Source organism: Luxibacter massiliensis (genome assembly GCF_900604355.1).
Taxonomy (GTDB): domain Bacteria; phylum Bacillota; class Clostridia; order Lachnospirales; family Lachnospiraceae; genus Luxibacter; species Luxibacter massiliensis.
Map to the genome: position 1 here is coordinate 286,751 of NZ_UWOE01000002.1, position 25,750 is coordinate 312,500.

Genomic DNA, 25,750 nt, shown 5'->3' on the forward strand with positions numbered 1-25,750 from the left:
AGCAACGAGACAAGCGGACATGTGTACATGTTCATTTGTCGACTGCCGCGAGGGTCTAATACCCCGATGCCTGCATCGGGATCTTTGACTCTCTGCTCTGTGTTATTATACCATAGGACGGGCAAGAACAAGGTATAAACCGTTCGTCAAATTCTGTCAGGATATTCGGGGGCACATCTGTATATAAACCAAAAAATACCGCCTGTAACAGCGGTATTTCTGGCGTGTGATCACTTTGCGGTTTATACATTAAAATTATTCGGCTGAAATAGCACCTGTAGGACAGGCAGCTTCGCATGCACCACAATCAACGCATGCACCAGCATCGATTACGTATTTGCCATCACCTTCTGAGATAGCGTCTACTGGGCATTCACCCTCGCAAGAACCACAGCTTACACATTCATCACTAATTACATGTGCCATAGTAGTATCCTCCTTTAAATAATATGTAACGATATATCCATATCTGTCACTAGGCTTATTTTAATACAAAAAGAACAAATATACAAGCTGTTTTATGCTTTAAATCAGATACAATATAACAGTGGCAGATGGCGGTGAAATAAGTTTTAAGGCGCGCCCGGGATTGATTGGTTTCACTTAAACGGGGGCGTGGCCGTACGGGTTTATTAAAGTATGCCTTGAGAAATAAAAGTAATGGCGAAAGGGCTGTTAATAAAAAAATATGAAAAATTAAGAAAAAATTCCTTTTTTTTTAACAGGATTGGTGTATAGTATATAAGTGGTAGTCTGGAGGGTATAGTGACAGATTATGGAGGCATTAGGTATGAAGAAAAAGTGGACAATCATCGTATCGGCAGCTTTATGTATTATGTTACTGGTCTGCGGGTGCGGCCAGAAGGAAGAGAAGCCGACTTTTACGGGGGATACAACAGAGGAACCGCCATATCAGGATAATTTGAATGCCATATCCCCGTCAGCATATAATAATGTGCAGGGACTGGAGCTGGAGCCAGGTTCTTATATATCAATTATAGGTAAAGATGAAAGCTCGGCTTACTGGAAGGCAATTAGAAAGGGCGTGGAGCAGGCGGCGGCAGATTTGAATGAGGCTCTAGGGTACAGCGGAGAAGACAAGATTAAGGTGACATATAATGCGCCGGGAGAAGTAGAGGACATTGATGAGCAGGTAAATATACTGGATGAGGAGCTTGCCAGGTATCCGGATGCAATTGGCATTGCAAGCATTGACGCGGATGCGTGTACTGTGCAGTTCGACCTGGCCACAGAGAATGGCATCCCGATTATTGCCTTAGATTCCGGTAATTCTTATCAGGGAATCCAGTGCACGATTAAAACGGATAATGCAGATGCGGCCAGAACAGGGGCCTATAAGCTCTGTGATGAGATAGAAGATAAGGGCGGCATTCTTCTGCTTGTCCATGATTCTAAGTCTGCCTCTGGCAAAGAGCGGGAAGAAAGCTTTCAGAATGAGATACAGAACAACCATCCTGAGGTGGCTGTGGTGGAGACCATATACCTGGATAGGATGGAGGAAATGAAAAAGGAAATAGCCAAGGAAAAAAATGAGGCCCGGGAGGAGACTGAGAAAGGCGGCAGCAAGGCCGGAGAAGAGATAACTCCTGAGAGCCTGACAGATGAAGACGTCATAGAATATTATCTGGAAAAGCATACTGATATTAAAGGATGCTTCGGCACGAATATAACAGCTACTCAGCTTGCTTTATCGGCACTAAAGCAGGCAGAGGATGAGGATGTCATTTTGATGGGGTTTGATGCTGGTAAGGAACAGATGGAGGCGCTTAAGAATGGAGAGATCAAAGGCCTTGTGGTGCAGAATCCTTTTGGCATAGGGTATGCCTCTGTGGTGGCAGCGGCCCGCACTATTTTACAGAGTGGGAACGAAGCGGAGGTAAACACCGGATTTATTTGGGTGACGCAGGAGAATATGGAGGAAGAGTCTATTCAGAATATGTTATATGAATAGGTGGCTCTGGCAATATATGGATCCTTCAGTGGTGTGGGACAGGAAAATAAGGGCCTGGCTTTATATCACAGAAGGGTCTTGTTCTATACGGGGATTGGGATGTGCCTATTCGCGGTGTAGGCAGAGTGGATAGGGTACGTATCAGATATACTCCTGAGACTGGTATTATAATAATCTACAAGGAGAGAGAAGGATGATAAAGAATATTGTGTTAATAATTGCATTAATTTGCTCTTGTATTTATTTGGTGCTGTTTTGGACATCCAACCCAAAGCTGAATGCCATTGGGGATAAGATACAGAAACCCTTTATGGCCGTCAGCCTTATACTGCTGCTGATATATATAATACTCTAAAAATTTATGCTGCCTGCGCAGTCTTTGATTCCAGGGAAGCTTTCTGACGATTCCCAAACAAAAGGATATTAAAGAATAACTCATGTTTATCTGCTTGCGAATAAAAGAATAATACTATTAAGTTAGAGATACTACATAAATGTGCTGGTATCTCTTTTTTGTTGTCTTGAAACAACAGACTATTTCATTTCTGCTTGATTACTCTAAACTTATCGGGATATGGTTTGTCAAGGGCTTGTTGCGTGAGCAATGCTTTAGCACCCTTTACAAATCATAGGCAGATAAGTAACTTTTCAAAGGCAGAAAAACAGTAAATTTAAGGTTGCTGGTATTGTTGCAAGTATTAGAAAATGATATGATATAGATAAAAAAACTGTGAACAGAAAATTTATAGAACTAAGAAAATTAGAATTGACGAGGAGTATATTACATGAAGAAATTAGTATTGGTATCATTAAAAACGATTATCTTTTTTGTAGGCTGGGCTATATGTGCTTCAATTATACATATACCAGATACAAAAAGTGCGGTAGTCTGGAGATTTTGGGCAGAATTGATTCCATTATTATCAGTTATTGGTTTTACAATTATTTTCTGGTTAATAGATAAAAGAAAGATACGATTACATCTGACTGAAAAACCTGTTTATAATATTGTACTGGGGTGTATCACAGGACCTATTTGGTTAGGAGTATCTGTTGGGATACTATCTTTAATAGGAGTCATACATATTGATGGCAGTAATCAAATTTCTGTACTTTGGTTATGGTTGTTTTCGGCTTTTATCAATACCGTTATGCAGGAAATGTTAGTTCGTGGTTACTTGTATCAGATGATAAAAAATAATTACAATACAGTTGTAGCTGTTATTGTATCTACCGGATTATTTACATTTGCGCATGGTGGCGCTTTTGAGGGGGGAATACTTCCTGTTCTAAATGTTATAACAATGAGCCTTTTCGTGACGGCGGTTTTGGAATACACGGAATCCTTAATTGCTCCGATTGTAATCCATTTTTTATGGAATGGTGTTGGTGCAATTATTTTGGGCGGAGTATCGCTGGCAGAAGATTATCCGCATTTATTTAACATGGTAATTAGTGGAAATCCAATTCTGTCTGGTGGCAACTGTAAGATTGAAGGTAGCATAGTTGTACTGTTTATGAATTTGATTTTAATGATTGGATTCGTAATGGCAAAAAAGAAAAGGAACAGAAATTTATAAATCTCAGTTCATGGAACTAAGAAATTAGAATTTGTAGAAAGGATGATTGTATGGTTTGTATTGCATTAACCGTGTTTGTGTGCTTTTATTTTGCTGTTTGTGCAATATATGAAAAAAAGAAAGCAGTTGAAGAAAAATCAAGAAAAATTGCTAAGATAGTGTCAATAATTACAGTAGTTGTTCCAATTATTACAATGGTGATTTTTGTAATATTATTTTCTTTTGTACTACAAGGAAAACTAATAGAAAGGATTTCTCATTCCATAATTGTATTTTCAATGTGGATTTGTGCTTTACAATTCTATAAATATATTGTTTCGTATTTCAAAGATAAGAGAAGCTTGGTGTTATCTATAATTGGCATGATTTTCTCTATTGGAATGGCAATATTTCTAACACCATTAGACAGATTTTGTAGTACAATTTATTCTCATTTTCTAGAAGTTACACTCCCACTCTCAATAGGTGTAATTGTTTTTATTTACACCATAATTTTTTTCACAGACCAAATGCTAAGAAAAAGTTAATAACATTAAAAATATCAGTCATGTAAATCCCAGTTTATACAAAGATAAGTTTAAAGGTTGCAAACCGACAGAGTGATCCAGACACGGTGGCGGAAGTCCCCAAACTTCCGTCGCTGTGGCTGGTTCACTTTGGCGGTTGGGCGAGCGTTAGCGAGCCTTATAAGCCCCCGTTATCTAACAAGGGGGGCATAAAAGACAAGAAACAATAGACGTTAGCAAGCGGAAAACGCTGTATTTATAAGGCGAAACCGCATTTTGAAGTAGTGTTAACTCAGCAGGGGTCAGTTAACATCTGCGATTAAAAGCTGAATACTGATGTTATAAGGCAGTTGATTTTATATCGGCTGTCTTTTTTCATGCAATGAAACAGAAAGGAATGATTTAATGAACGATAAAACTTTTACAGAAGAACTAAAGACAAAGCGTGAAGAATACGGAATTACACAAAAAAGGCTTGCTGTTGCCTGTGGTATCAGTCGTGAATACTATAACCGCATTGAAAACGGACAGACAAATGCAAGCGAAGAACTGAAAGCAGAGATACAAAAGCAGTTGGAACGATTAAATCCATTAGAGCCTATGTTCATACTGATTGATTATTTCCGTGTCCGTTTCCCTACCACAGAGCCGTTGACAGTGATTAAAGATATTCTGCATATCAATCCCCGACACATGCTCCATGAAGAATACGGACGTTACGGCTACGAAGAACAATATATTTTAGGCAATATTACCGTTCTGGTATCTTCTAACCTGTCATTGGGTGTCCTGCTGGAACTGAAAGGAAAAGGGTGCAGGCAAATGGAAGCCTACCTGCTGGCACAGCAAAGGAGCTGGTTTGATTTGATGATGGATTGCCTGACTTCTGACGGCGCGATGAAGCGCCTTGACCTTGCGATAAATGACAGGGTCGGTGTGCTGGATATTCCCATGCTCATAGAGAAGTACCAGCGTGGGGAATGTATCTCCTACTTTCGCAAACAAAAGCGATATGACGGAACGGACAAGAACGGTGATGATATGCCCGAAAGCACAGGCAATACAATGTATATCGGTTCAACACAAAGCGAGCTGTATTTCTGCATTTATGAAAAGGCAAAGTGGTGTTAGTATATAAGTGTAGACAAAAAAAGTTGAACAACCTATACTACTAAAAGAAAGAGCAAAGGAGATGTTCAATATGGCGAAAAATCAAAAATCTTATACTCCGGAATTCAAGCAGCAGATCGTCGATCTTTACAATGCCGGAGGAACCTCCTATCCTCAACTGGAACGTGAATATGGCGTAAGTAAAAGTACTCTCAGCACTTGGGTAAAGCAATTATCACCAATCAAAATCTCAGAGGAACAAACCGTCACTCTCAAGGAGTATAAGGCTCTTCAAAAAGAAATCCAGCGCCTTAAAATCGAGAATGAAATATTAAAAAAAGCGACCGCCATATTCGCAAAAGAACAATAGCTGAGATTGTTTCTTTCATCCAGCATAACCTTAAAGGTTACACGGTGTCACAGGTTTGCAGCGCCTTGAAGTTTCCAAGAAGCACCTATTACAAAGCTTTGGTTCGTGTACCCTCAAACAGGCAGGAGGAATATAAGAAATTCAGCCATGAGGTGAAACAGGTTTATGATGATTCAAAACAGAGGTATGGCGCTGTTAAAATATGTCGTATCCTCAATGGCAACGGAATACCCTGTAGTGTAAAGCGTGTCCAGAGACATATGGCCAAACAGGGACTGAGGTCTGTGGTGGTAAAAAAGTATAACCACCAGGCAAACCACGGAGTTGTTCCTGATGATAAGGCAAATATTCTGGGGCGTGATTTTGAAGCGGAAACCATTTATCAGAAATGGTGTACGGATATTACCTGCATCCATGTGCAGGAAGAAGGCTGGACATATCTGGCTTCCGTGATGGACTTGTGCAGCCGAAAGATTATCGGATATGCCTATGGGACAACCATGACAGCTGAACTGGCAGTGGAGGCAGTAAAAAATGCCTGCCTGAATGTCAGGAATACGCATGGAATCCTCCTCCATAGTGATTTGGGAAGTCAGTACACGAGCCAGGTATTTGAGAGTTACCTGCACAGTCAGGGGATACGTCATTCATTCAGCCGTAAAGGGAATCCCTATGACAATGCCTGCATAGAATCTTTCCATTCTGTATTGAAAAAGGAAGAGGTCTATCTCCACACATATCAAGATATCAAAGAGGCTCGGAGAGCAATCTTTGAGTACATAGAGGGTTGGTATAACCGCAAAAGAATTCATAGTGCCATTGGCTATATGACACCACAGCAAAAGGAGGATGAAGAATTAAAAAAATCTGCATAGCCTTTCAACTTTTTGTGCCCAATGTATTTGCACCAGAGATAGACGAGAACGGCGAACGACTACAGGAAGTCGAGATATACTACCGCTTTATCGGAAAGATTGAGTAATAAAACAGAGTAATATTTTTAACTAAGGGAAACAGATTTGAGCAGCTAGGAAGCACGGGTGAGGGAGAAGATAAACTCTGTTCCGACTCCTTCCGTGCTGATGACATTTATATGTTCATCATGGGCAGCCAGGGCTTCCTTGACGATTGCAAGGCCCAGGCCAGTGCCCTTTTTATCTTTGCCGCGTGACAGGTCTGATTTATAAAAACGCTCCCAGATTTTGTTCAGTTCTTTGCGGGGAATTCCAATTCCTGAATCTTTGATAGAAATAAATATTTTCTCTCCACGTTCAGTTACTTCTACGACCACTGAAGATTCATTTTCACTAAATTTCACGGCATTGTCCAGCAGATTATAAAGAACCTGCTGGATTTTTCTTTTGTCTGCAGAGACAAATACCTGGTCAGCCACGAGAAGAAGTTCAATGGAAACCCGCCTGCTTGTGCAGACGCCTTCAAAGGAGGCGGCGGTTATTTTCAGCATCTCCTGAATATCGAACTGGGTTTTATCCAGAAGCAGTTCTTTTGTATCAAATTCATTCAGAGTCAGTAAATCCTTTGTAAGGTCAGTCAGCCTCTCGGTTTCAAATAAAATAATATCCAAATACTTTCCATGCAGTTCAGGAGGGATGGTACCATCTGCCATTGCCTGGACATACCCCCGGATAGATGTGAGAGGAGAGCGGAAATCATGGGAGACATTAGCTACAATTTTTTTCTGGTATTCTTCCATATCTTTTAACTGGGAGGACATATAATTTAAGGACGCAGACAGATACCCCATCTCATCATGGGTATAGACAGGGATTTCATAGGTTAAGTTTCCCGAAGCGTACTGGGTGGCGGCTTCAGTGATTTGCCGCAGCGGACGGTATATAAAGAAATGGAAACCTAACAGTATGGCAAAAGACAGGACGTATATTACAGCCACAGTGATATATACGGGGAACAGCATCTGCGTACATATTTCTTCAATGTAGGAGAGCGGTTTATGGATGAGGAGGTATCCTTTGGTATAGAACCCTTGGGTTACAGGCGCCATGACTGTTATCATGTCCTCCTCAAAATATCCATGATAGTTCCCAATAATAAATTGGTTGCTGCCAATCTCAGCAGGGTCAAACTCCTGAATGGCCTCGGGAGCCTTTGTGCCGTCCAGATTGGCGGAAGTAATCAATGTACCGTTAGATTCTACAAACCAGAGGGATGAATTTAAGTATAAGTTCATGGCGCTTAACTGGGAATGGACTGCCCAGGATGAAGCCTCCCCGAGAAAATAAGAGGGAAGATAATCGGTGGCAATCAGATTGGCCTCTTTGTACAGGTTTTGAGAATCACTTTTTTCCAGCCGGTTCAGTATGAGCTGGCTGGATAAGATCCCAACAGTAAAAAAACTGAGAAATCCGAAAATTATATATATTATAATAAATTTTAAGTACAGAGTACTCTTCATGCCGCACTTCCTTATAGATGAAAATAGTTATTTGACTTCAAATTTATATCCGATGCCCCACACCGTACTGAGTCCCCATGAGGTATGGTCTTTTATTTTTTCCCGGATTCTCTTAATATGTACGTCTACAGTACGTGTGTCTCCAATATATTCATATCCCCAGATTTGATCTAAAAGCTGCTCTCTGGTGAACACCTGATTGGGGGATGAAGCGAGGAAGTACAAAAGCTCCAATTCCTTCGGAGGCATTTCTACGGGATGGCCGTCACAGGTAACAGAGTAGTTGGTCAGATTAATAGTCAGGCCATCAAATTCTGCACATTTTGCTCTTTCATGTGAAGGCTCTTCGACCTTGGGAGGGTGGTATCTGCGCAGTACAGCACGTACTCTGGCCACCATCTCCTTAGAATCAAAAGGTTTCATGATGTAATCATCTGCCCCCAGTTCTAAACCCAGTACCTTGTCAAAAACCTCCCCCTTAGCTGAAAGCATGATGACAGGGGTAGAAGATTTGGCCCGTATTTCCCTGCATACCTGATAGCCGTCAATACCAGGCAGCATCAGGTCCAGCAGGATTAAATTGGGATGGTAAGTATCAAAGGCGGAGAGTGCATCCTCACCATTATAGACAATCTTTGTATCAAAACATTCCTTCAATAGATAGAGAGAAATTAACTCTGCAATATTCTCATCGTCATCTACAATTAAAATTCTTTGCTTAGTAACCATAAACTAGCCTCCTTGGATGTAAAGGGGACAGTCCCTTTTGCAAAAGGGACTGTCCCCTTTGAGCTCCGTTTTCTGATAATTCTGACAATAATAAATTCTTATTTAAACTCTACAATTGTAACGCCTGCATCGCCCTCACCAAACTCTCCTAATCTATATGACTTGACGTGTTTCTGGCGCCTTAAGTATTCGTGGATGCCTTTGCGGAGTGCTCCGGTGCCTTTTCCATGCACCACTCTTACGGTGCTCAGGTGTGAAAGTATAGCGTCGTCCAGATATTTATCTAGTTCTGAGACAGCCTCATTAACGGTCTTTCCCAGGAGGTTGATTTCAGGACTTACGGACAGGGATTTATTCATCTTAAGCTTACCTTTAGAAGTATGTTTCAGAGGTTTGGCAGTATAAGGTACGGGTTCTTCTATGATTTCCAAATCGGAAATTGCTACCTGTGAACGGAGGATTCCCATCTGTACAGTCACATTCCCCCGGGTATCAGGAAGAGAGCTTACGGTTCCAGTCAGATTCATGCTAAGAACCCGGACAGATTCTCCAAGTTTAAAATCTTCCGGTTTATATGCTTTCTTTTGCTTTTGGACCGGAATGGATCCATAAGCAGAAGTCTCTTTTATTTTCAGGCGGAGACGTTCCCGTTCTTTTTCCATTTCAGAGGCGGAAATATTCTCTTTACCAAATTTACGGAAATTTTTCATGGTCTCATCGGCCAGCTCTTTGGCTTCCCTAAGTACCGCGCTGGCCTTTTCGTTGGCCTCTCTGAGGATACGTTCCTTTTGCAGATCCATTCTTTCCTGTTTTTGTTTTGCCTGGATTTTTAAGGTTTCTATTTCTTGCTTGTATGCCTCTATGGCCCTTCGTTCCTGCTCAATAGTTTTCTTACTTGCCTCCAAATCTGTCAGCAGATCCTCAAAAGATACATCCTGTTCTGTCAGATGCTCACGGGCGCTGTCAATAATATAATCTGGGAGGCCTAGTCTTCCAGATATGGCAAAAGCATTACTTTTCCCGGGAATTCCAATTAAAAGCCGGTAGGTAGGCTTCAGGCTTTCTACATCGAATTCACAGCATGCGTTTTCTATGCCTGGTGTGGAAAGGGCGTAGACTTTCAGCTCACTATAATGGGTAGTTGCCATAGTGCGGATATTCCTGCCATGGAGATGGGACAGGATTGCAATGGCAAGTGCCGCCCCCTCTGTAGGGTCTGTCCCTGCGCCCAGCTCGTCGAAAAGAACCAGGGACTTTTCATCCACTTTCTGGAGAAATGAGACAATATTGGTCATGTGGGAAGAAAAAGTACTCAGGCTCTGTTCAATACTTTGCTCATCTCCGATGTCTGCATATACCTGGTGGAATATAGCCAGCTCAGAACGGTCCTTAGCTGGAATGTGGAGTCCGGCCTGCCCCATGAGTGTAAAAAGGCCCACTGTTTTCAGGGAGACAGTCTTTCCTCCCGTATTGGGGCCGGTAATAATCAGCAGTGAAAAGTCTTCTCCAAGTGTAACGGTAATAGGAACTACCTTTTTAGGATCCAGCAATGGATGGCGGCCTTCCCTGATATGGATACGCCCTTCGGTATTTAGTACAGGGCGACTCCCATTCATGGAAATAGCCAGAGAACCTCTGGCAAAAATGAAGTCCAAATCTGTCAGGATTTTATAATTTGACCTGATTTCTTCTGTAAATTCGGCGGCTTTCGTACTTAACATGGCCAGAATTACCTGAATTTCTTCCTGCTCCTTTGCATAGAGCTCTTTTAAGTCATTGTTAAGTTTCACCACAGCCATTGGTTCGATAAACAAGGTGGAGCCTGTGGATGACTGGTCGTGTATCATACCACCTACCTGGCTCCGGTATTCCGATTTGACAGGCACACAATAACGGTCTCCACGCATAGTGATAATAGGGTCCTGTAAATATGTCCGGAGAGACCCGTTAACCAGGCCGGTAAGTGTAGCATGTACTTTGTCGTTTAGAGATGAAATCTTTCTGCGGATATTCTTCAGGGTACTGCTTGCCTCGTCACTGATCTCATCTTCATCTAAAATGCAATGTTCAATTTCAGATGTGAGGGGCGTTAAAGGTTCCAGCTGCTGGAAATAAACATCTAGGCAGTCAGTTAAATCCTCCTGGGTATCGTGGCGCCCATAAGATTTTACACGGGCCGAAGTCTGTAAAAGTTTGCAGATACGCAGTAGTTCGCCACTTCCTAATGTTCCGCCAATTTCCAAGCGTTTTAAAGATTCTCCTACGGGGAATGCGTCACTTAAGGAAATACGTCCCTTTTTTATAATTCTTGTAAATGCAGCGGCCGTCTGCTCCTGAAATGTATTAATACGCTGAAGATCAGTCATTGGCCTGAGTTTTCTGCAGAGCTGCTTACCCCTCATGGAGGAAGCCTGCTCCTCAAGAAGGGAAATAATCTTATTGTATTCTAATTTATTTAATGTTTTCTGATTCATTCTGTTCACCTTTACACTGAGTTCATAGGTACATTCTACTCTATTTGAAGGATATTGAAAAGGATAAATATTGAACAATTCCAGGGAATCAGTTATACTATAGGCTAAAGGAGACTGGTGCCTATGCCGTACGATGATGAGCAGAAAAAGGAGCCGGATGAAAAATCAGAAGAGCCGGACGGAGGGTTAGAGGAAGAGAAGTTTTCTTTTTTGCAGGCCACTGTGAAGCCTAAGCCAGTGACAAGAAAAAGGATTCTGATACAACTCACGAGGGTGGGGATATACGGACTGATTTTCGGGACGTTTGCCTGCCTTGGTTTTTTTGCGCTTAAACCTTGGGCCCAGAGTGCGTTCCAGGGAGATCCAAAGACAGTTACCATACCAGAGGACGAGGAAGCTGACACCTCTTCTGATGAAGCCTCACAGGAAAGTGAGGCTATGGCTCCGGCGCTGACTGCTGATAATTATAAAGAGATGATGAAGAAAGTATATGAGGTTGCGAAGGAAGCAGATAAATGTGTTGTGTCCGTACAGGCGGCTGGAGATAATGATACTTTGTCAGCGGAGGGACATGGCACTGAAGGAAGCGTAGCAGGATTCATTGTGGCAGATAATGGGCAGGAGATATTGATTCTCTGTGACAATTCTGTGTGCGCAGATGCCAAGAGCTGGAAGGTCACATTTTCTGATGACAGCCAGTATGGAGCAACCTTAAAAAAGCAGGACAGAAACAGTGGACTGGCTGTATTTGGCATTGCCAGGGGAGAGGTTTCTACTACAACCTGGAATGCAGCATCGGTGGCCGTTCTGGGAAATTCTAATCTGGTAACGAGAGGGGATGCTGTGATTGCATTGGGCAATACATTTGGATATGCAGGCGGCGTGGGATATGGGATTATCAGCTCTAACAAATATGAAGAAATATTGGCAGACGGGGAAAGGAGCATATTGACTACAGATATTGCAGCGGCGGCAGATGGGACAGGGATTCTGTTTAATCTAAATGGTGAAGTGATTGGGATGATTGACTGTGGGATTTGGGAAGCTAAAGAGACAAGTACAGTAAAAGCTCTCGCCATTTCCGACTTAAAGGCTACAATAGAATTGCTGGTTAATGGCCAGAGCGTGCCTTACGTAGGGGTTTACGGCACCACGATTAATGAGGCTATTTCTGAAGAGCAGGACATGCCTACAGGGATTTATGTGACCCAGGTGAATCCGGATTCCCCGGCGATGGCTGCGGGGATTCAAAATGGAGACATTCTTCAAATGGTGGGTGATACGAAGCTGACTAATACACTATCCTATGAAAAGGCTATCATGGAAAGCCGTGTGGGGGAGAGTGTCAAGATAGTAGGAAAGCGCAGGGGCGCCAATGGTTATGTGGATATAGATTTTACAGTCACTGTCGGAAGTCAGGAGTAAATGATAGGCAGGCAATATCCGATAAGGCTGGAGTAAGGCTGTCAGGTTTATGTGGCAGCCTGTGTTATGTAATAGGGTATTCCCCATAATATGATGATATTGGAAAGGATTAGTAGGAGTTATGAGATATATTAATAATTTACACGAAGGCGAGACAATACGTAATATTTACCTTTGCAGAGGCAAGAGATCTGCAGAGACAAGAAATGGGAAACCATATGACAACCTCTTGCTGCAGGATAAGACAGGGACTCTGGATGGAAAGGTATGGGATCCAAATTCACAGGGGATTGCGGACTATGATGAGAAAGATTTTATAGAAGTATATGGTGAGGTTATCAGTTATAATAATAATTTACAGTTAAATATTAAACAGATTAGAAAAGCATCTGAAGGAGAGTTCGACCTGGCAGATTACATGCCCGCCTCTGAGAAGAGCGTGGATGGTATGTATGAGGAACTGCTTTCTTATATCCGCCAGATTTCTAATAATTATCTGCGCAGCGTGGTAGAATTTTACTTTATGAAAGATGAAGAGTTTATCAAAGCCTTTAAGGAGCATTCAGCGGCAAAAACCGTACATCACGGGTTTGCAGGAGGACTGTTGGAGCATACTTTAAGCGTGTTAAGGTTATGCGAGTATTTTGCAGATACATACTCTATCCTCAACAAAGACTTGCTGCTTGCCTCCGCCATCTGCCACGATATAGGCAAGACTAAAGAGCTGTCCCCCTTCCCAGATAACGACTACACTGATGATGGACAACTCCTCGGCCATATTATCATAGGAGTCGAGATGGTAAGTGAGGCCGTACGTTCCATTCCAGACTTCCCCGAAAAACTGGCCAGTGAACTTAAGCATTGTATTATCGCACATCATGGAGAATTAGAGTACGGATCACCAAAAAAACCAGCCCTGGCAGAAGCTTTTGCATTAAATCTGGCAGATAATGCAGATGCCAAGATGCAGACACTTACAGAAATATTTAAAGACAAAACAGGGACAGACTGGCTGGGGTACAATCGCATGTTTGAGACAAACCTGCGGCGGAGTTCAATTTGAGGACGTAATAAAGTGATAAAGGGTTACGTCCCTAATTACATTTAGATGTGTACCTAAATGTACAAAAGGAGTATTAGTGTGAAAGAAAGTAGAGAACAGCCAAGAAATGGCGCACTTAAACAAGCTATCATAAGGTAGCGTGTTTATAAGGAATGTATGTTTAGTATAAAAATCAGGAAGCTAATTGCGATTCGGGGATAATTCCTTCACGCAGCAAAAGTTTTTTGGCATATTTGATGGCCTTGGCTTTTTGTTTTTCAACAAGAGCTTGCGGCATATCAGTTTTGTATAAGTCGCTTGGGTTCCACCGCTCGCCAGTAGACAGCATCTGGAAAACAGCAGTGAGAATCATTCGGGCAATCGCGATAATGGCTCTTTGATTGTGGCGACGAGAAAAGATTTGTGAACATCGACACCACAACAGGTTTAAAAAGTAACTTTCATGGGTCTGGCTCCTTTCGTAAAAAGATAAGAAGCCATTGACTGGACTGCCACACAATTAAACAAAGGTGCTTAAACAATTCTTAATGTACGGACTCGTAGTACCACTTATTTGTGCTTGAAAAGGCAGAACTTATACTGATTTTTATGCTGTCTAAAACGAAGAAAGTTATTGCAACTTCTCCTCCGGTGCTTTGTAGTATAGCTTCTTGTAAACTATTTTACAGCACAGCATGGAGAGTTGAAACACTTTCATTACTATTTGTGCCGCCAACTGAAAGGCGGCGGAATGGAGATTTTTATGCAAAAAAATGATGTTGTCACAGTGACAATTGAAGATATGGGAATGAATGGGGAAGGTATAGGCAGAGTCAATGGCTATACCTTATTTATTAAGGATGCTGTCATTGGAGATGTCATAGAGGCGAAGCTTATGAAGGTGAAAAAGAATTATGGTTATGCGAAAATGATGAATATTATTTCTCCCTCAGAAGCACGGGTGGTTCCGAAGTGTAAGTTTGCAAGAAAGTGCGGGGGATGCCAGCTTCAGGAAATGTCCTATGAACAGCAGTTAAGGTTTAAGTATAATAAGGTTAAAGGGAATCTGGAGAGGATAGGGGGGATTCCTGCAAGTTTGATCGAGGGGGTTATGGAACCGGTTATAGGTATGGAGAACCCTTTCTGTTATAGAAATAAAGCCCAATTTCCTTTTGGCACTGATAAAGATAATAATCCAATCACTGGATTTTATGCAGGCAGGACACATGACATTATTGCCAATACAGATTGTATGCTGGGGGTAGCGGCGAACCAGGTAATTCTAGAAACCGTTTTGGATTTTATGAAGAAGTATAAAGTGGGGGCGTATGATGAACATAGTAGGAAAGGGATAGTCCGGCATGTTTTGATTCGCTATGGATTTACCACGAAAGAGATTATGGTTTGTCTGGTGGTAAACAGTAAAAAACTCCCCTATAGTTCTGAGCTTGTAGGGCAGCTCAAGAGGATTGAAGGGATGGCCAGTATTACATTGAGTGTTAATACAAGGGATACAAATGTGATAATGGGAGATAATTGCGAGGTGCTTTGGGGAAAGAGATATATTACAGATTTTATTGGGGAGATTAAATATCAAATTTCCCCTTTATCTTTTTATCAGGTAAACCCTGTCCAGACAGAAAAGCTTTATAGTTTGGCTTTGGAATATGCGGAACTTAAGGGAAACGAAATTGTTTGGGATCTGTATTGTGGAATTGGAACAATTTCTCTTTTTCTTGCTCAAAGGGCTAGATATGTGTATGGAATTGAAATAGTTCCTCAGGCGGTAGAGGATGCAAAAAATAATGCAAGCATAAATGGGATTACAAATGCTGAGTTTTTTACCGGGAAAGCGGAAGAGATTCTTCCTGAATATTATAGGGAAACTGGACAGGAAGATTCAGAAACCCAGAAGCATATGGATGTGGTCGTGGTTGATCCCCCCAGGAAAGGCTGCGATGAATTATTGCTGCAGACAATAGCGAAGATGAAGCCTAATAGAATTGTCTATGTGAGTTGTGATTCTGCTACATTGGCCCGGGATTTGAAGTATTTGAGAAAAGCCGGATATGAGCTGGAGAGGGTTAGGGTTGTAGACCAATTTCCGATGACGGTGCATGTGGAGACGGTAGTCAAATTATCCCTCAGATAAGACACGCCCCAAATAGAGGTCACGATGGAGCCGGGGGAGGAAAGCAGCTACACCCCAAAAGAAAAGGCCGCTTATCAGAAAATCAAAGAGTACGTCAAGGATAAGTACGGTATAAATGTGCATACCGCTTATATTGCACAGGTGAAGCGTATGTGCGGCTTGGAGATGGGAGAAAACCATCATAAATCAAAGAAAGAAAATCCTGATATTAAATACTGTCCGAAAGAGATGGAAGATTTTATAGACCAAGACTATATTGTGCCTGTATGATACAGGTGTTAAACTGGAAAAGATAAGGTGGTGATTTTACATAGATACACGTGTGTTAGAATACTTTCTGATGGCAGCCAGAGAGGAAAATATAACCAAAGCTGCCGGACTTCTTCATGTTACACAGCCAACCCTGTCTCGTCAACTTATGCAGTTGGAGGAAGAACTTGGAGTAAAACTGTTTGAGCGAACCGGTCATAGTGTTACGCTGACGGAGGAAGGAATTTTGTTCCGGAGCCGGGCGCAGGATATTGTGGCTTTGGCGGAAAAAGCCAAAAATGAAATCGTTCAAAATGAAGATACCCTTACGGGAACTGTGTCAGTCGGGTGTGTGGAACTAAAAAGTGTGCAGGAGCTGTCTGCTTGGATCGTATCTTTCCAGAGGCAGTACCCGAAGGTAAAGTTTGAACTTTACAGTGGAAGCAACGAGGATATTCAGGAACGCATGGAGCAGGGGTCTCTGGAATTGGGATTATTTTTACTGCCTTTCAACCTCTCAAGATATGCCACTATCTCAATGAGAATCCGGGAACGCTGGGGTGTTCTGATTCACAGGGAGTCGCCGTTAGCCGCAAACCGTGTCATTCGCCCAGGCGAGTTAGTGGGAACGCCTGTTGTTACGATTCATGTGAATACGCCAGCGCACAAGGAACTGATTCGATGGTCAGGGGAATATGCAAAATTGATGGATTTTTCTATGAATTACAATGTGCTGCACAATGCGGTGATTGCGGCGCGGGAGCAGAAAGGGGTAGCGATTTGCCTGGAGCCGGACTGCCATTATGATGAAATGAAATTTATCCCATTTAAACCGGAAATTCAAGTCGGTTCTGCCTTGGCGTGGAAAGAAGAACGCCGACATTCTAAAGCAGTACGGGAATTTATCAGTTATGTACAGGGACAGTATAAGGGATAAGGGTTAGGAAACGAGAGAGTATTCAAAAAATGAATTGACTTCTACTCATTATAGGCATTTTACATATGGAAGCAAAACATTTATAGTATAGGTGAGCCAGGAGAGAAGGCTTACCTGTTTTCATAAGAGGGCGTAGATATGATTTTGAGCTTAGAAAAACCAACGTGTTTGAAACAAATGGGCTTTTCAGAGGAAGAAGCTGCATACTATGAGAGGCTGATTGAGGCTGGGGAATGTTCCGAACGGAAACGGATTTTGATGATTTCCGAAAAAAGGAGAACCATTCTTGATACCATCCATGATTTGGAGGCTCAAATTATGCAGCTGGATTGTCTGAGAAGTGAGATTCAGCAAAAAGGAGGATTTTTATTATGAGTTGTAATTTTTTGGATTTGGCAAAGAAGCGTTATTCCTGCAAAAAGTTTGATGGGAGCAGAGTGGACCGGGAGCAGCTTGTTTCTATTCTGGAGGCGGGACGTTTGGCCCCTACCGCAAAGAATTTTCAGGAACAGCGTATTTATGTGGTGGAATCCGCAGAAGGACTGGCGAAGATCGACCAGGTGACACCCTGCCGTTATGGGGCGTCTACGGTATTGGTTGTTGCGTTTGATAAGGAAAATGTATTTACCTATCCGGGAGAACAGAGAGATTCCGGTGTGGAGGATGCCAGTATTGTTGCGACACACATGATTTTGGCGGCAGCAGACGCAGGCGTGGACAGCTGCTGGATTAACTTTTTTGATCCTGCGGCAGCGGCAAAGGAACTTGGCCTGCCAGAAAACGAAGAAATATTGATGATGATGGATCTTGGCTATGCGGCAGAAGGAGTAAAGCCTTTGGTAAACCATGATTCACGCAAGGAGCTTTCTGAAACCGTTTCTTATCTATAAAATCAGGAGGCAGATGGAATGGCAAAAAATAGTTTAGTAGTCTGTTACTCATGGGGCGGGAATACAAAGGCGGTTGCAGAGTACATTGCAGACAAGATTGGAGCAGATCTTCTGGAATTAAAAGTGAAGAATCTGTATCCGGCTGATTATGATGCCTGTGTCAGTCAAGTTGGGCGAGACGGCAAAAGCTATGAGCCGGAGTTGTCTATACAGATTCCAGACCTTGCGGCATACGATGTGGTTTTCGCAGGCAGTCCCTGCTGGTGGGGAACAATTGCTAATCCTATGCGGACGTTTCTGCGTCAGAACGATTTTGCAGGAAAGACGGTAATTCCGTTTATGACTCACGGAACTAGTGGACTTCATGTGCAGGATGTGAAAAAGCTTTGTCCGGATTCTTACGTGCTGCGGGGCTGCGGTATATTCAATCAATATCAGGTATCTACTAAAATCAACACCCCCGCAAACATGGGAAATTACAAAACAGAGATTGACAGATGGCTGAAAGAACTTCGGCCCGTTTTGTCAGCAAAGGGAGCTGAAAAGTCTTATGGATCAGTATGATGTAAAGCTGGAAGCATACTATCCTCTCGGCCATGGGAATCTGGAGCTTTTAGGGAATCCTGTTATTGCTGGACTGGCAGAAAAATATCAGAAAAATCCGGGACAGATTATCCTGCGGTTTGAGATTCAGGAAGGTTGGATTGTCCTTCCAAAATCTACAAATCCGGAGCGAATTGCCGGGAACATTAATATTTTTGACTTTGCACTGTCAGAAGATGAGATGGAGCGGCTGCGCGGTCTGGATACAGGGAAAGGCTCTCACGATCCGGAGGAACCGGGAAAAGCAGAATGGCTGCTTGAAAACTTTAAGGTACACGACTAAATAGAATAACAGGGAGGAATCAATATGCCGCATATTCAAGTAGAGATCGGAATGGCAACAAGGGAACAAAAGGAGAAGCTGATCCAGGCACTTACAAAATCGGCAAGTGAGGTTCTTGGCGTAAATGAATCTTCTTTTTATGTCCTGATCAAAGAAAACAGCCTAGATAATTGGGGTGTGGGGGGAAAATGCTGAGTGAAGCATTAAAAAAATAAAAACAGGACTTGAAAATAAGTGAATAATCATTTATTATAAAGTCCGGAGGTGAGACGATGAGACGAAGAGATGATGAAAAGGAACAGCGTATCAAAGAAGCTGTCATAGAGGTGGTGCTGGCAGAAGGCTTTGGCGGTGCGTCCATTTCTAAAATTGCAAGGTGTGCAGGTGTCTCGCCCGCTACGGTGTACATTTACCACGAGAATAAAGAAAGTATGCTTCAGGCGATTTACTTGGAATGTGCCGAGGAGATGTATGGTGCCCTGCTGTCAAGCGTACAGGGAAAGCAGAATGGTCATCAGATTATTGAAAACCTGATTATGAGTTACTTTCAATTTGTCATGGAACATGAAAAGCTGTCCAGCTTTGTGGAGCAGTTTGCAAGTAGTCCGGCCTTGACCCACAACTGTTCGGAGGTCAAGGGTTTTACCAAAATGATGGAACTTGTGGAGAAATGGCAGGAGGAACATATCTTCCGTCCGTATAACACAATCAATGTATATGCCTTGCTGTTTCATCCAGTAAAGATGCTGGCGGCAGGTGCGATTTCTTATCATGCAGATGCAACGGAGCTTTTGAAAGAACTGATTCAGATTACACAGGCAGCGCTATTGGTAGAGTAGATATATGCGGGAATTTGTCCGATATTTATAGAGGACAAACCCGCATATATTTAAAAAAATTAATAAACGATTATTCGTTTATAAAATAAATATCAGGAGGAACTTTTATGAACAGAGCAGAAGTTTTGAAAAACTTCAGAAACGCAGGTACTTTTTATCTGACTACGGTGGATGAGGAACACAAGCCTAAGGCACGTCCTTACGGATTTCTTATGGACTACGATGGGAAGCTGTGCTTTACTACCAATGAAAATAAGTCCACCTACAAGCAGCTTATGGGAAATCCTTATGTGGAGCTTGTGGCTATGACAAATCAGTTTGGCTGGCTGCGTGTCAGCGGCAAAGCGGTCAAGTTCACAACGGGGGATGCTTGCGCCAGAGCACTTTCCGAAATGCCGATGCTTGCGCAGAATTATGCTGTCTATGGCGGCAAATTTGATGTGTTCGCATTGAAGGAAGCAGTCGCAGATTATTACACATTTAGCAAAACAGGCGAGATTATCAAGCAATCAGAATATCTGGACTGAATTGATAAATCAAAATTAAATTTTAGGAGGAATATCAAATGTCAAAGAAAGTTGTTGTACTAAACGGAAGTCCCGTAGCAGGAGGGTGTTCCGAAACATTGTCTGATTATCTGATCCAAGGCGTTCAGGAGAATGGCAATACAGCCGTAAAAATGAACCTTAGTAAAATGAATCTACATCCGTGTATCGGCTGTAATGGCTGTAAGATGGGCAAAGGGAATCCTTGTGTCCAGAATGACGATATGACAGAGGTTTACCAGGTAATCCAGAGGGCAGATGTCATTGTATGGGCATCCCCCCTTTACTGGATGCAGTTCAGCGCACAGATCAAGATGGTAATGGACCGGCTCTATGCACTGTCTCCGGAGAGCATTGCGAATAAACAGGTGGCTCTTCTTGCGGCAGCAGCAAGTCCGGCAGAGGCCATTGAGAATACGCTGCTTCCGTATTATCAGATGTGCTTTGGGCAGAGCTTGGGATGGAAGGATGCGGGAAGTGTGCTGGCAGGCGGTGTGTTTGGCCCTGGGGATGTGGAAAAGACCCCCTATGCACAGCAGGCCTATGAACTTGGAAAATCTTTATAAACAGAGGAGGAAAATATCATGCAGATTGTATTGATTACAGGCTCCGGACGAAAAGGCGGTCTGGGATATGAAACAGCAAAGCAGCTTGGAGAAAAGGGTTGTCATGTGATTCTGACAGCGAGAAAAACAGAGGCGGAACTTGCCGTCCATACAGAGGAATTGGCCCGCAAAGGGATTTCGGCATCCTATGTGCCCATGGACATTACCAGCGAAGAAAGTGTAAAAAATGCTGCTGCGTCTATTGAGAAAGAGTTTGGCAGAGTAGATGTTCTGATTAACAATGCGGCAGTCATGCAGGCAGGCGATCCGGTGGAAACACAGGATATTCAACAGATTCGTCAGGTGTTTGAAACTAATGTGATCGGTACATGGAATGTGACACAGAAGTTTATTCCCCTTTTGAAGAAGTCGGAGCATGGCAGGGTTGTCAATGTTTCCAGCGGCGCAGGTTCTTACAGAGATCCACAGTATGGCTTCTTAGATGGTGCAATGGGCATTCCCTGCTCCGGTTATGGAATTTCTAAGCTGGCCGTCAACGGACTAACCCTTAAAACAGCAAAAGAGCTGGAGAAGGATCACATTCTGGTAAATGCAGTATGCCCGGATATTACGGATACGTTTGGCAGCGGAATGTTTGGCCGACCAGTGGAGGTCAGTGCAAAGAGTGTGATCTGGGCGGCAACCTTACCGGATGATGGCCCGACAGGTGGATTTTTCCGTGATGGTAAGGAACTGCCCTGGTAATAACTGTCCCTGATGATACCAGGAGAAATGAAAAAACGCTAAGAAAGTAGAAAGAAGGCCATTAGCAAGGAAAAACCGCAAACCGGATACAGAAATGCAGGAAACGGGGTTTTATTCCAACGAACTGCTTTTTTCGGTCAACAGCATCGTTAACGTCAGGGATGGCACTGTTTTTACCGCTTATAGAAGAATGCAACCGTCTGATAGAAATAGATTCTGTCCGGGAATATAGTCTTTTATTTATTGACTATCTGTTTCGCCAGAGAGATTCTAAACGCACGCCATTACGGGATGGATAGGGTGAAAGACTGCATTGACCAATACCTGGCGGTTATGCAGCATACAAATGAGAACAAAGGCTCTGCCCTCTTACTGATTGGTGCTCCAGGAACCGGACAGATCATCCTGACCGGGCAGATTGGAGATGTGATGAAGGGATCCGCATGTATTTCATTGAGCCTGCTGAAATCAAGACTGCCGATGAACGCTGTGAATTTCAAAGAAAAGGATATTCACATCCATGTTCCTTCTGGCGCTACGCCTAAGGACGGGCCTTCTGCTGGCATCACGCTGTTTACAGCACTGGTTTCGCTGATCACAGGAAAAAAGGTAGATTCCAGACTGGCTATGACAGGTGAAATTACCCTGCGGGGCGAAGCCACAACAACCAGCGGTCTGAAAGAAAAAGCTCTATGGCGAACAGTGGGTTGGGATTACCAAGGTTCCGATTCCAAAAGACAATACAAGTGATCTGAAAGGTGTTTCTGAGGAGATCAAAAGCCAGCTGACTATCATTCCCATCAGCACGATTGAGGATGTTTTGAAGGAAATGCTGGGAATTCAGCTGCCAAGAATAGAGCAGGTGATTTGGAGCGGCGCAACATTCGGAACACCAATGACAAATATACCAGGATGATTGTGGAAGGAGATAGAATAATGGAGCAGGAAATCTTTAAAATTAAATGGCAAACGTTTGCATCCATGTTATACTGAAATCATCATACAGAGCAGAGGTTGAAATTTATACCCATTCGGGCATTCCGTAATATATGTCCTTGGGACAGGCGGACTTCGTCCAACAAGGTATGGGGATACTGCTTCATCGAAAATGTTTAGGCTTTTTTTGCCATTATATACAGATACTATCAAGGCAATTCTGATTGATTTTCTGGAAAGTGGAAAATCGGATGGAGTAGAGGGGTTCCAGTGGACTTATGGAAAAAAGCAAACCAGACCATTGCATTGTTGGAGCATTTACGGTGTGTAAAAATAAATCTTGTAGGAACCGGCTAAGGAGCTTGGACGGCAAGCAATGCTGCTTTGGAACATCCGGATTTGGTTGGGCGGATTGTTGCGGATAGTTTTGATGACAGGACGCTGGCAGACTGGCGGTTGTCCATACTTTTCTACAGGAGAAGGTGAAAGTAGATGACAATGATTAAAGAAATACGCTGTGATTTACGGGAAATTCCGGGAGTAGGCAAGAATATAGAGCAGGATTTGCGAAATATTGGAATTCGGACGATTGAAGATTTAAAGGGAAGGGAGCGGAAATGATACGATTTGTAGAGCAAGGAGATATGGGACAAGTACTGTCTATGATGGAAGAGGTAAAAGCGGATTTTGCTGGATATCAGGAAACAGAGTTTTTGGAAGCATTGGAGAATGCGATACGGAATAAAGAAGCATTTTTGGAGGAAAAGCAGGGAAAACTGGCAGGGATAATTAGCTTTTCCTATGAAGAAAAGGAGATTACCTTTTTGGCAGTACGGCCGGAGTTTCGTCAGTGTGGAATTGGAAGAGAATTAGTTGCGCGGGTAAAAAGCTGTTTTCCCAGTGGGGCGGAACTTTCGGTTATTACTTTCCGGGCGGGAGATGAGAAGGGGATCGCGGCACACCGCTGCTATCATGCCTGTGGATTTGAGGCTGGCGAGGAATTGACCGTTTTCGATTATCCATGCCAGAGGATGAAAGTGATGATTCCTTAAGACCGCAATTATCCGACTGGTATTAGTTGTGAGGAGTGTGAAGGAAATGAATGGTTTGATTCTGCTGATACCATTTTTTCTAATCAGATTTGGGTTACTGTGGTGTAGGGACAGGGAGTCAGTCCGGCGTGCAGCTCACTTTGCTCCAATGATTGGAAATGAAATGGCGGCATATTGGCTTTATCAAATTTCTAATGCGGCAATAGTTATTTATCTGTGTTTTTTAAAAGTACGGATAGAATTTTCAGGTTTATTTTTGGCTGGAACAGTATGTTATCTGTTGGGGTTGCTGCTGTGTGCAGTCTCTATTATTGGGTTTTCATCCCCTTCCCCCGAGGGTCTGAACACGAAAGGAATTTATGGATTTTCCCGCCATCCTATGTATGTGTCGTATTTTATATACCTTATGGGGTGTGCGTTTCTGACAGAATCATGGATTTTTGGAGGGATTATTTTGGTGTTTCAGATATCCTCTCATTGGATTGTCCTTGCAGAAGAGAGAGAATGCGAGAAACGGTTTGGTGAGCATTATAGGCAATATAGGCAAGAAGTAAGAAGATATATTTAAAGGAGAATGAAATCTTGGTGTCTTTATTTGGAGGCTGCAGATGTTTCAATCAACTATAGAGTTAAAGCGGACAGAGGATTCAGCTATGGTAGCAAAAATTGCAGAAAAAACTGTACGGGCCATCTATCCTCAGTATTATCCGGCGGGAGCCGTGGAGTTTTTTGTAGAGCTGCATAGTGAGATGCAAATTGAAAAAGTAAAGCGTAAGGAAGATATCTATCTTGTGTTGGCACAAGGAAAGATTGTAGGGACAGGGAGTATCAGGAAAAACGAAATCTGCAGATTATTTATTCTTCCTGAGTATCAGGGCGAGGGATATGGCAGCAGGCTAATGGATGTATTGGAAAAACTAATTTTAGAAAAACATTCCAAGGTTCATGTGGATGCTTCTTTTCCTGCGGAAAGTATGTACTTCAAAAGAGGATATGAAATAATTGCCTTTGAGAAAATCGAAACAGAAAACGGAGATTATCTTTGTTACCATACTATGGAGAAAATTGGATTATGAAAAATTTTATCAGAGAAGACCAATTATTCTCTCTCTGTGGTTTGAATTGCGCATTATGTTCCATGCACTTGGGCGGACATTGCCCGGGCTGCGGGGGCGGAGTGGGAAACCAACCTTGTAAAATAGCAAAATGCAGTCTGGACCATGGAAAAATAGCATATTGCAATCAGTGTAGGAGCTTTCCCTGTGAAAAGTATCCACAGGAAGATAAATATGATTCCTTTATTACACACCGAAACAGATACCGTGATTTTGAGAAGTTGAAAAAAATTGGTGTAAATGCATACCAGAAGGAACAGAGTGAAAAAGCTGGTATTCTAAATGATTTGCTTAAGAATTATAATGATGGAAGAAAGAAAACGTTTTTTTGTCTCGCAGTGAATCTCCTGGAGCTGAATGATTTACGGATCGTGGTGGAGCAGGCAAAAAAAGAGGAGACGGGGTTTTCAGTAAAAGAAAAGGCTGGTTATATGGCAGGGGTGCTTCAAAAGGTCTCCGAACAGAAGGGAATATGTTTAAAACTGAGGAAGAAGCCTGCAAAAGGCAAAGAAATGTAGGAGGGATACAGCCATGAAAATGCCGATAGAGGGAATGAATCCGGAGATGTTTGCCCCATGCGGAATGAACTGTATGGTGTGTTATAAGCACTGTTATCATAAAAAACCGTGTGCCGGCTGTAATCCGGGAGATGAAGGAAAGCCGGAGCATTGCCGGAAATGTAAAATTAAGGATTGTGCGACAGACAAAGGAGTGTCTTACTGCTACGAGTGCCTGGAATATCCCTGCAGGCAGTTAAAGTCTCTGGAGAAGAGCTACAACATCAGATATCATGCAAGCCTTCTGGAAAACAGCCTTATGGTACAGACACAGGGAGTGGAAACGTTCATGGAGAAGCAAAAAGAAAAATTTACCTGCCCAAAGTGTGGTGGGATTATTTCGTTGCATGATGCAGAATGCAGTGAGTGTCAGTGGAAAATGCAAAAGAAGCAGGGGAGATTACAATTATTGGACTAAACAGCAGGACAAGCATAATTTAGGAGCAATGGAAAAATTGTTTATAAAATATGTGAAGAAAAGGCTGGAGAATTATCTGAAAATATTAGAGAAATGAAAACAAATATAGCGTAATTGTATAAAGGAGATAAAAGATTTTAATGATTAGCACGATTTCTAAAGATATATTGGGTTGTGTACTTCATTGAACATTAGCAGTTCAATAAGTATACCCAAAGGGCA

The 25,750-nt window shown here is 42.6% G+C and carries 33 protein-coding genes and 2 pseudogenes; 30 read left to right on the forward strand and 5 right to left on the reverse strand.

What is annotated here, in order from left to right; all coding sequences use genetic code 11:
- Positions 1-255: 255 nt before the first annotated feature.
- Positions 256-426, reverse strand: coding sequence for a DUF362 domain-containing protein (locus EFA47_RS19280; protein WP_122644799.1), 171 nt, complete (start codon positions 424-426; stop codon positions 256-258).
- 364 nt (positions 427-790) lie between these two features.
- On the opposite strand from EFA47_RS19280, the gene EFA47_RS19285 reads away from it, so the two are divergent.
- The 8 genes and pseudogenes from EFA47_RS19285 to EFA47_RS20600 all read left to right on the forward strand — a co-directional run bounded on the left by EFA47_RS19285 (position 791) and on the right by EFA47_RS20600 (position 6,520).
- Positions 791-1,972 carry a substrate-binding domain-containing protein gene (locus EFA47_RS19285; RefSeq protein WP_122644800.1) on the forward strand — a complete coding sequence of 394 codons (1,182 nt, stop codon included), beginning with the start codon at positions 791-793 and terminating at the stop codon, positions 1,970-1,972.
- A gap of 193 nt (positions 1,973-2,165) precedes the next feature.
- Positions 2,166-2,327, forward strand: a complete 162-nt coding sequence (locus tag EFA47_RS20025) for a hypothetical protein (protein ID WP_164690075.1) — start codon at positions 2,166-2,168, stop codon at positions 2,325-2,327.
- A 430-nt stretch (positions 2,328-2,757) separates the two neighbouring features.
- Positions 2,758-3,552, forward strand: a complete 795-nt coding sequence (locus EFA47_RS19290; RefSeq protein WP_122644801.1) for a CPBP family intramembrane glutamic endopeptidase — start codon at positions 2,758-2,760, stop codon at positions 3,550-3,552.
- 50 nt (positions 3,553-3,602) lie between these two features.
- Positions 3,603-4,079 (forward strand): hypothetical protein, encoded by a 477-nt coding sequence (locus EFA47_RS19295; protein ID WP_122644802.1) that lies wholly within the window; start codon positions 3,603-3,605, stop codon positions 4,077-4,079.
- A gap of 384 nt (positions 4,080-4,463) precedes the next feature.
- A pseudogene (locus EFA47_RS19300) lies at positions 4,464-5,174 on the forward strand (replication initiation factor domain-containing protein); the annotation flags it as partial.
- An 85-nt stretch (positions 5,175-5,259) separates the two neighbouring features.
- Positions 5,260-5,538, forward strand: coding sequence for a transposase (locus tag EFA47_RS20235; RefSeq protein ID WP_235853385.1), 279 nt, complete (start codon positions 5,260-5,262; stop codon positions 5,536-5,538).
- A 17-nt stretch (positions 5,539-5,555) separates the two neighbouring features.
- On the forward strand, positions 5,556-6,413 hold the full coding sequence (locus EFA47_RS19305; protein WP_235853397.1) for an IS3 family transposase: 858 nt from the start codon (positions 5,556-5,558) through the stop codon (positions 6,411-6,413).
- A gap of 14 nt (positions 6,414-6,427) precedes the next feature.
- The gene (locus EFA47_RS20600) at positions 6,428-6,520 is read left to right on the forward strand and encodes a DUF4368 domain-containing protein (RefSeq protein WP_164690076.1); all 93 of its coding nucleotides are present in this window, start codon (positions 6,428-6,430) and stop codon (positions 6,518-6,520) included.
- A gap of 45 nt (positions 6,521-6,565) precedes the next feature.
- On the opposite strand, the gene EFA47_RS19315 is transcribed toward EFA47_RS20600, so the two are convergent.
- The 3 genes from EFA47_RS19315 to EFA47_RS19325 all read right to left on the reverse strand — a co-directional run bounded on the left by EFA47_RS19315 (position 6,566) and on the right by EFA47_RS19325 (position 11,175).
- Positions 6,566-7,972 (reverse strand): sensor histidine kinase, encoded by a 1,407-nt coding sequence (locus EFA47_RS19315; protein WP_122644804.1) that lies wholly within the window; start codon positions 7,970-7,972, stop codon positions 6,566-6,568.
- A gap of 27 nt (positions 7,973-7,999) precedes the next feature.
- Complete coding sequence (locus EFA47_RS19320; protein WP_122644805.1) at positions 8,000-8,701, reverse strand: response regulator transcription factor; 702 nt, start codon at positions 8,699-8,701, stop codon at positions 8,000-8,002.
- A gap of 98 nt (positions 8,702-8,799) precedes the next feature.
- Positions 8,800-11,175 carry an endonuclease MutS2 gene (locus EFA47_RS19325; protein ID WP_122644806.1) on the reverse strand — a complete coding sequence of 792 codons (2,376 nt, stop codon included), beginning with the start codon at positions 11,173-11,175 and terminating at the stop codon, positions 8,800-8,802.
- A gap of 123 nt (positions 11,176-11,298) precedes the next feature.
- Here EFA47_RS19325 and EFA47_RS19330 point away from each other — a divergent pair, with 123 nt between their 5' ends.
- Entirely contained in the window at positions 11,299-12,600 is a 1,302-nt protein-coding gene (locus tag EFA47_RS19330; RefSeq protein WP_122644807.1) for a S1C family serine protease, read from the forward strand.
- A gap of 121 nt (positions 12,601-12,721) precedes the next feature.
- Positions 12,722-13,663, forward strand: a complete 942-nt coding sequence (locus EFA47_RS19335) for a 3'-5' exoribonuclease YhaM family protein (protein WP_122644808.1) — start codon at positions 12,722-12,724, stop codon at positions 13,661-13,663.
- Positions 13,664-13,835: 172 nt separating this feature from the next.
- Here EFA47_RS19335 and EFA47_RS20530 read toward each other — a convergent pair.
- Positions 13,836-14,054: pseudogene (locus tag EFA47_RS20530) on the reverse strand (IS110 family transposase); the annotation flags it as partial.
- A gap of 351 nt (positions 14,055-14,405) precedes the next feature.
- Between EFA47_RS20530 and rlmD the strand changes: the two are divergent.
- From rlmD to EFA47_RS19435, 20 genes are all read left to right on the forward strand, one after another.
- The gene (gene rlmD / locus EFA47_RS19345; protein WP_122644876.1) at positions 14,406-15,794 is read left to right on the forward strand and encodes a 23S rRNA (uracil(1939)-C(5))-methyltransferase RlmD; all 1,389 of its coding nucleotides are present in this window, start codon (positions 14,406-14,408) and stop codon (positions 15,792-15,794) included.
- Positions 15,795-15,818: 24 nt separating this feature from the next.
- The gene (locus EFA47_RS19350) at positions 15,819-16,064 is read left to right on the forward strand and encodes a 23S rRNA methyltransferase (protein ID WP_122644809.1); all 246 of its coding nucleotides are present in this window, start codon (positions 15,819-15,821) and stop codon (positions 16,062-16,064) included.
- 52 nt (positions 16,065-16,116) lie between these two features.
- On the forward strand, positions 16,117-16,980 hold the full coding sequence (locus EFA47_RS19355) for a LysR family transcriptional regulator (protein WP_268888500.1): 864 nt from the start codon (positions 16,117-16,119) through the stop codon (positions 16,978-16,980).
- A 138-nt stretch (positions 16,981-17,118) separates the two neighbouring features.
- Positions 17,119-17,355 (forward strand): hypothetical protein, encoded by a 237-nt coding sequence (locus tag EFA47_RS19360; RefSeq protein WP_122644811.1) that lies wholly within the window; start codon positions 17,119-17,121, stop codon positions 17,353-17,355.
- Positions 17,352-17,870: a nitroreductase family protein gene (locus EFA47_RS19365; protein ID WP_122644812.1), complete on the forward strand. Its 519-nt coding sequence runs from the start codon at positions 17,352-17,354 to the stop codon at positions 17,868-17,870. The genes EFA47_RS19360 and EFA47_RS19365 overlap by 4 nt, the downstream gene beginning before the upstream one ends.
- Before the next feature lie 18 nt (positions 17,871-17,888).
- The gene (locus tag EFA47_RS19370; RefSeq protein ID WP_122644813.1) at positions 17,889-18,434 is read left to right on the forward strand and encodes a flavodoxin; all 546 of its coding nucleotides are present in this window, start codon (positions 17,889-17,891) and stop codon (positions 18,432-18,434) included.
- Positions 18,421-18,756, forward strand: a complete 336-nt coding sequence (locus EFA47_RS19375; protein WP_122644814.1) for an aldo/keto reductase — start codon at positions 18,421-18,423, stop codon at positions 18,754-18,756. The genes EFA47_RS19370 and EFA47_RS19375 overlap by 14 nt, the downstream gene beginning before the upstream one ends.
- 24 nt (positions 18,757-18,780) lie before the next feature.
- Positions 18,781-18,951 (forward strand): 4-oxalocrotonate tautomerase DmpI, encoded by a 171-nt coding sequence (dmpI, locus tag EFA47_RS19380; protein WP_122644815.1) that lies wholly within the window; start codon positions 18,781-18,783, stop codon positions 18,949-18,951.
- A gap of 77 nt (positions 18,952-19,028) precedes the next feature.
- Positions 19,029-19,595 (forward strand): TetR/AcrR family transcriptional regulator, encoded by a 567-nt coding sequence (locus EFA47_RS19385; RefSeq protein WP_122644816.1) that lies wholly within the window; start codon positions 19,029-19,031, stop codon positions 19,593-19,595.
- A gap of 107 nt (positions 19,596-19,702) precedes the next feature.
- A complete protein-coding gene (locus tag EFA47_RS19390; protein ID WP_122644817.1) occupies positions 19,703-20,122 on the forward strand; it encodes a pyridoxamine 5'-phosphate oxidase family protein in 420 nt (139 codons plus the stop codon).
- A gap of 38 nt (positions 20,123-20,160) precedes the next feature.
- A complete protein-coding gene (locus EFA47_RS19395) occupies positions 20,161-20,706 on the forward strand; it encodes a flavodoxin family protein (RefSeq protein WP_122644818.1) in 546 nt (181 codons plus the stop codon).
- An 18-nt stretch (positions 20,707-20,724) separates the two neighbouring features.
- On the forward strand, positions 20,725-21,450 hold the full coding sequence (locus EFA47_RS19400; protein WP_122644819.1) for an SDR family NAD(P)-dependent oxidoreductase: 726 nt from the start codon (positions 20,725-20,727) through the stop codon (positions 21,448-21,450).
- Positions 21,451-21,750: 300 nt separating this feature from the next.
- The gene (locus tag EFA47_RS19405; protein ID WP_330512246.1) at positions 21,751-22,200 is read left to right on the forward strand and encodes a S16 family serine protease; all 450 of its coding nucleotides are present in this window, start codon (positions 21,751-21,753) and stop codon (positions 22,198-22,200) included.
- On the forward strand, positions 22,178-22,366 hold the full coding sequence (locus EFA47_RS20535; protein ID WP_334295129.1) for a S16 family serine protease: 189 nt from the start codon (positions 22,178-22,180) through the stop codon (positions 22,364-22,366). Before EFA47_RS19405 ends, EFA47_RS20535 begins: the two co-directional genes overlap by 23 nt.
- Positions 22,367-22,878: 512 nt before the next feature.
- Positions 22,879-23,007, forward strand: a complete 129-nt coding sequence (locus EFA47_RS19410) for a helix-hairpin-helix domain-containing protein (RefSeq protein ID WP_235853389.1) — start codon at positions 22,879-22,881, stop codon at positions 23,005-23,007.
- Complete coding sequence (locus EFA47_RS19415) at positions 23,004-23,438, forward strand: GNAT family N-acetyltransferase (protein ID WP_122644820.1); 435 nt, start codon at positions 23,004-23,006, stop codon at positions 23,436-23,438. The genes EFA47_RS19410 and EFA47_RS19415 overlap by 4 nt, the downstream gene beginning before the upstream one ends.
- A gap of 46 nt (positions 23,439-23,484) precedes the next feature.
- Complete coding sequence (locus EFA47_RS19420) at positions 23,485-24,006, forward strand: methyltransferase family protein (RefSeq protein WP_122644821.1); 522 nt, start codon at positions 23,485-23,487, stop codon at positions 24,004-24,006.
- A 40-nt stretch (positions 24,007-24,046) separates the two neighbouring features.
- Entirely contained in the window at positions 24,047-24,514 is a 468-nt protein-coding gene (locus tag EFA47_RS19425; protein WP_122644822.1) for a GNAT family N-acetyltransferase, read from the forward strand.
- On the forward strand, positions 24,511-25,071 hold the full coding sequence (locus EFA47_RS19430; protein WP_122644823.1) for a DUF3795 domain-containing protein: 561 nt from the start codon (positions 24,511-24,513) through the stop codon (positions 25,069-25,071). The genes EFA47_RS19425 and EFA47_RS19430 overlap by 4 nt, the downstream gene beginning before the upstream one ends.
- 13 nt (positions 25,072-25,084) lie before the next feature.
- A complete protein-coding gene (locus tag EFA47_RS19435; protein WP_122644824.1) occupies positions 25,085-25,528 on the forward strand; it encodes a DUF3795 domain-containing protein in 444 nt (147 codons plus the stop codon).
- Positions 25,529-25,750: the final 222 nt, after the last annotated feature.